The sequence below is a fragment of the Zhongshania sp. genome (assembly GCF_041584495.1).
Taxonomy (GTDB): domain Bacteria; phylum Pseudomonadota; class Gammaproteobacteria; order Pseudomonadales; family Spongiibacteraceae; genus Spongiibacter.
Map to the genome: position 1 here is coordinate 1 of NZ_JBFHDY010000160.1, position 5,631 is coordinate 5,631.

The window sequence follows — 5,631 nt, forward strand, 5'->3', positions numbered from 1 at the left end:
GACTCATCGGGACGGCGCAGCTCCTCGATTGCGGCCACCTCGCCGTTTTCAATCTTTTGCTTCCACGCCTCAATCATACCCTTGGTGTTGTCGTTGCGGGAAATGTAGTCAGATTTGAACTCTTGAAATTCAGATTCCAGGCGAGCAATCTTAGCCGCACCACGGAGGAAGGATTGCACCTGTTCTGGCGATGCGTTTTCAGGTGGAACACCTTTAAATGCCTCGGCCACATCTCGGTCAGTGGCAGGGCCGGGAGGCAGGTATTTTAGGGCTTCGGATAGTCGCACCTTGGCCAACCTACGGCGCACCTCGCTCGCATCGTCCTGACTGCCCGTTACGCGCTTAAGGAACTCGGTGACTGTCATTGCAGTACCGGAGGGGAGGGTGCCAGCCATGCGCTCAAAGTCTGAGGCCAGAACATCATACTCGCGGCTTTGCTCAGATAGCGCAAAATACCTATCTTGCGCTTCAATCAAGGCTTTCTCGGCAGCTCCGCTAAGGGGCTTGTCTTTGGGCAGGAATCCTACTTTCTTGCCGAATTGCTTGGCCCCATCAGGGTCTGTTTTCTTGAGGTTTTTATAGACGGCCCAATTTTTCTGCTCAGCAGTGGTGTCGCCCGCAGTCTCCGGCGCTCCAATTGCCGTTCTATACGCCTTATACGCCTCTGGCGCGTATCGAGCTGCGATAAACTCCGCATTACGCCTAAACCCTTCGGGGTCTTGATGGTACTCTTCCGGCAGAAGCATTGTGTCTGACGGGTCGCCGCCCTGACCAGTGACAAAGGATGACCTATCCGCCACCACTTGCTCTATAGGCTTGCCCATCAGGAAGTCTATCGCTGATTGACCTAGGTTTCGCTCCGTTTCCTTGTTCTTAAACTCAATCGCCCCCTGAATATTCTCCCCAATTTCGGGGTTGGCAATCATAAACTCAGAAATCTTGTCTGGGTCGCCGGTCGCGAATATTTCCTGACCTTGCCGCGCTAAATCCTGGCGCTTCTTCTCCGCCCTGCGCTCACCGATAACCGCACCAATACCCCGCATCCCTTGCTGGAATGCTTCGGCGTGTCCGCCCCAAGGGTCAATGTAGAAACGATTGGCCATTTATTGAACTCCTATAGCGCGGTAATCGACGACAAGGTAGTCGCCAACCCTTGTCACCGCCTCGGGGTTGGTTTCCATCACCTCGTGGGCCATAACACCCTCGTCCGGGCCAATAAGCCCAAGGGTCTTGGCTTCATCGTTCCACTTCCACGAGTACCAGTTATAACCCCCGCGCTCGCCAATCTTGCGTACTTCGGCCTTGAGGCGGGCATCCGAGAATGCGCCCGCTCCCGCTGCTGCCGACCCCATACCCATCAAACCAGTCAAGAAACCCATCTGTCCCGCAGCCTTGGCCTGCCCACTAGCAATACGGCCTTGCGCTAGGGTTTCGCCTATGCCCGCCGTAGTGGCTGCTATCTGGTTTGCGTTGGAAGGGAGCTGGGCCAAGCCTTGTAGGCCGGTCAGAGATTGCGTTAGGGCTTGATTCTGAAGATCACCTGAATAGCGCGCCAAGGCGTCTTGAACGTTACCAGACCTAAGCCCCCCGGTAGCCGCTGCATTGCGTAGAATAGCTTCCTCGCCCGCCTGTTGCTGGCCTAACACGGCCTGATACATGGGGGAGCCTTGAATGGTGGCTAATGCCTCCTCTCCGGGGACGCCGCCAATACCGAAAAGCCCGGCCAATTGCTGCAAAGATGCCTCGCGCAGCTCTTGTGGGATAGCTTCACGCTCTTTTAGGTAATCTAAAGCCTCTTGTTGCGCTCCAGCCGCCATTGCCGCCCCTCGCCGGGACTCCCTAGCCGCCTTATCTGCGCCTGTAATGCCGCGTACAAACCCGCCCATTACTTACACCTCACATAAATCTGTATTCCGTCAGCCTCGCCAGCAAGGGAAAACCCGCACTTCTCAACCAACCTTGCAACACTGGGCTTGACAACCTGAGCTATCACCATTGTACACCAATTCAGCGCTTCAAACACGAACTTACACCATTCGTCAATTGCTTTCTTGATGTGGCGCAGACCCGCCTTATCGCTAGCGAAGTGGCAGCTTACAGCGCCACCCATACGGGTTGCGGAAAATAGCACCTTGCAACCATCATGAACCCACCGGAAAACCAAGTGATCCTCGGTTATCGGCAGGCCCATAAGGTTTCCGCTGTAGGGTGTGAATTTAGCTGGCGTCTGCATAGGTGATAGTGATTGTCACTTCAAGGCTAAAGTCTGACGTTTTGGTCAGAGATTGTCCATCTATGCCGCTCACCAGCGTTGTGCTGGATGCCGACACACTCGCCGCCGCTGCATTATGCAGCGATAGTCTGCGAATGGTGAAGTTAGCAGACCCAGTGGGGAATGTGGCAACGTGCGTAATCACCTGGCCAGCCCTAGTCGGGGTTGCATCGAAGTCAACATCAGCCTGATTAGTGACAGCACCGCCGCTGTTAATCGCTGTGTGAGCCGCCGCGAATGCCACTGTCCCGTCATCTGCCGCAAGCGACTGGATTGCAGCGAAGGCGTCCGCCGTGTTCGATGCCCTGCCACCTATGACCTGCAAGCCACGGTTAACTATTTTGGATGCCATGTTGCTCTGCCTCGTGTCTCAAAACTGTATCGTAATCGGTCGAGTATGCCCCGCAGTGCTCGCAGGCCCACACTTCTTCACTCGGGTGCGTCTCGGTGTTCAGCACCGTAACCTTGCGACCATCAACACTGATGATCTCATTGCCAGCCGCCTTCAATCGCTCAACGGCCTCATCAATATCAATATCCGGGTTTTCCAGCGTCATTACCGCAGTTGCGGCTATCTTGCAGTTAAGATTGTACCGTACATCCTTAATCATGCGATCACCACTGTGCCGGGAGCTATGGCTATCCTTTGCATAACAGCATTAGTCGCTACTGTTTCCGTGCAATTGTGCTCAATCGGCCCCGTTGCTCCTACTGATGCAAATACGCGCCATCCGGTATTGCTTGCTAGCAGACTTGCGCCCGCCGTGCTTTCAAAATCACTGACCTCCTCGTGCCCTGACGGCAAGCTGTGGCTATTAGATAGAGCAGCGTGATCGTGTATTAGGACTGTCATAACAAGACAATTTGCAACGGTCGTTGTTACGCTCGGTGAATCTGGGTCAGGGTCTAAACTTGTCGCTGCGAGAGTCGCACCGGCTGATGCGTTTATAGGCGTGGAAGCGTTTACACCTATAATCCTATGGCACTCTAGCGTGATGTTGTTGGCGCTGGAGGTGGAGAAGGTAAATGTGTACTGCGATGGTTCGCTCGTCGTGGCAACTTTGTAATATGTAAGCACCCCGATGCTAGGGGTAGGTATTGTGTCTGCCCTGATTGAAGTCAGTCCAGGCGGAGGGGTCGGCACCCAACTACCAGTAATTATTTTCCTTCCAAGTACAAACACTAGTAGATCACCGGCCACGACCCCAGATGGCTTATTGACAGCGAGCGATGTTACCGATTCCCCTGTTGAGGTTTCCACACTCTGCCAGAACGGTGCACCTAGAACACTGCCGTTCTGCGTAGCCGCCGTGGACTGTGCACCAACCAAGGCGAGTGAGGGCATAGCAGTTGCACCTGTCGCAGTCTGTGCGCCCCGAAGCCCTAGCTTTGACAGACGCTGAGTTGGCGAGACATTCCAGGTTGAATCATCGTTACCGGCTGACTGGCCGAATGACGGCCCCCAACTAATCGTCCCGCCGGGAGCTGGGCCACCACCGCCGCCTCCGGAGGTCTGCCTGATAATTGTCCTGATGCGCTTACGGGTAGGCATTATGTCACCGTTACCCTGCATGTTGTGCCGACTGGGCCTTGTGCTCTGATAGTGAAGTAGGGAGCGGGGGCAATGCGGGAAAACGCACCCGAATCACCGACAACTAGCTTCTGCATCTGCACCCATGCACCGCTATCGCTCCACGTTGATTCAACTCCAGAGGCGTAGACAAGAATCTGTATATCCTTATGTCCAGTGGCCGTCAGGCTGCACCAATCGGTTGTTGGCATTGGCGCGATCACCTCAATCAAGGCATTGTCAGCGGGCATTGTTACGACACCGGAATCAGCCACATCACACCTCAGCTATGTACGTCCAGCGCACTGTTTGCGAACCCGAAGCACTGAGGGCATAAAACAGCGGCGTATTGTTCACCTCATAGACACGAGCATCGCCAGCCTGTAGTGCAACAGGGGCATTCCCGCTAGTCAGTCCCGCATTGAATCCAACGTAAACGATTTTGGTGTTGTCCGGGTCTGCCTGAATCTCTACCGATTTAGTCCCGGCTGGTGGCGCACTAGCAACCTGCGTGGCTGAGCCACTGCCAACACTCGTGGCATTCCCGCTCAGATTGTTTAGGGGTTTAATCGGGGTTTCGGATTCATGCTCATAGATTGAAACGCGCTTACCGCCCAAAGGCCCGCGCGTGATGTTGCCGTAATCCCCGGAATCGTTCTGGGCGAACTCAATACCACGAGTCAACAGCGCGCTTTGGCTCGGGTCAATGTCGTTCTCAATACTAGTCCCGGTTGGCTCTGTGACACCGTTCTTCAGCTCCAGCGAGAAGAACCATGACCCTTGCGGCGTGCCGCCGTTAGTGTATGTGATGCGAAACCCGTCCAATGCTGGCGCGAATCGCTTAACGAGGAAACCGCTGGTTACAGCATCAGCGCCAAACGTGAACTTAGGGCCGGGATACCATACGGGTGTTGTCGCTTGGGCATCCGGCGTGTACTCGACCACAATCCCATCCTGCAAGCTCACCTGATCGGTTGCGACGTAAAGCTCGATAGCCTTCCAGCCGTCCGTATCAAATGTGGGTGTGGTGAATGACGCGCCTGCTCCTAACGCTACGCCGTGCGTATAAACATTACCGTCTGCGGGAGTGTTTACATAATCCCCGTCCGGCTGCCTGCCCACCGTAACACCGCGAAATACCGGCGCGGGAAATGAATCGAGCAGCGGCTGGTCAAGCGAGGTGGTGACAGCGATGGGCGTATCTTGCCCACCGACAGAGCGCGCTGAAAGCTCGGTGCATGTAGAGCCTGATATGTTCTCTATCAGAATCCGATAATACCGGCTAAAGAACGTCGCTTGGATTACCCTAACACCGCCCGCCGCCGTGACAATAAAGGGAAAATCATTATTCCTGATATTATTCCCTTGGTCATCCGAGGCGTTCATCACATAGGCGCGCAATGCTGTATTGCCTCCTATCGTGAATGATTGGTTAACCTTCTCTAAACCGTCATCAACACCCGTTCGTATCCACCCGCTATCAATGACGTTGGGCTCGGTGTTTAGAATAGGGTCAATCGTGACCGCAGAACCACTAGGCAGCGCGGGGTCATCAGGCGTGGCATAGCGGAATAGTTCTTGCCAAGTGGGGTTGGTTGAGCTGGCGACATTAACATCAACCGGCGAGTCTCGAAGCTGTGTATCAGTCAGCCAATCGCCAGTAACGGGTAACGGCTCATCATTGCTAACAGCCCGGAGAACACCGGAGTCGTCGAAATAAACTTGATGGACTAACCTTCTAACGTCGCTCATGGCTCGTACACATAGTCCTCGTATCTGTCATCACTGC

6 protein-coding genes are annotated in these 5,631 nt (G+C 54.6%); all 6 read right to left on the minus strand.

Translation table 11 applies throughout. The features are described 5' to 3' along the window. Positions 1-1,103: hypothetical protein (locus ABYP33_RS17000; protein ID WP_373092345.1), on the minus strand; the 1,103-nt coding region annotated here is incomplete at its 3' end. Continuing rightward, a complete protein-coding gene (locus ABYP33_RS17005; protein WP_373092346.1) occupies positions 1,104-1,886 on the minus strand; it encodes a tail fiber domain-containing protein in 783 nt (260 codons plus the stop codon). Beyond that, positions 1,886-2,191: a hypothetical protein gene (locus tag ABYP33_RS17010; protein WP_373092347.1), complete on the minus strand. Its 306-nt coding sequence runs from the start codon at positions 2,189-2,191 to the stop codon at positions 1,886-1,888. The genes ABYP33_RS17005 and ABYP33_RS17010 overlap by 1 nt, the downstream gene beginning before the upstream one ends. A gap of 25 nt (positions 2,192-2,216) precedes the next feature. Further along, complete coding sequence (locus tag ABYP33_RS17015) at positions 2,217-2,624, minus strand: hypothetical protein (protein WP_373092348.1); 408 nt, start codon at positions 2,622-2,624, stop codon at positions 2,217-2,219. Beyond that, positions 2,605-2,883 carry a hypothetical protein gene (locus tag ABYP33_RS17020; protein ID WP_373092349.1) on the minus strand — a complete coding sequence of 93 codons (279 nt, stop codon included), beginning with the start codon at positions 2,881-2,883 and terminating at the stop codon, positions 2,605-2,607. Before ABYP33_RS17020 ends, ABYP33_RS17015 begins: the two co-directional genes overlap by 20 nt. Positions 2,884-4,118: 1,235 nt before the next feature. Then, on the minus strand, positions 4,119-5,594 hold the full coding sequence (locus ABYP33_RS17025; protein WP_373092350.1) for a hypothetical protein: 1,476 nt from the start codon (positions 5,592-5,594) through the stop codon (positions 4,119-4,121). Between the last annotated feature and the right edge of the window lie 37 nt (positions 5,595-5,631).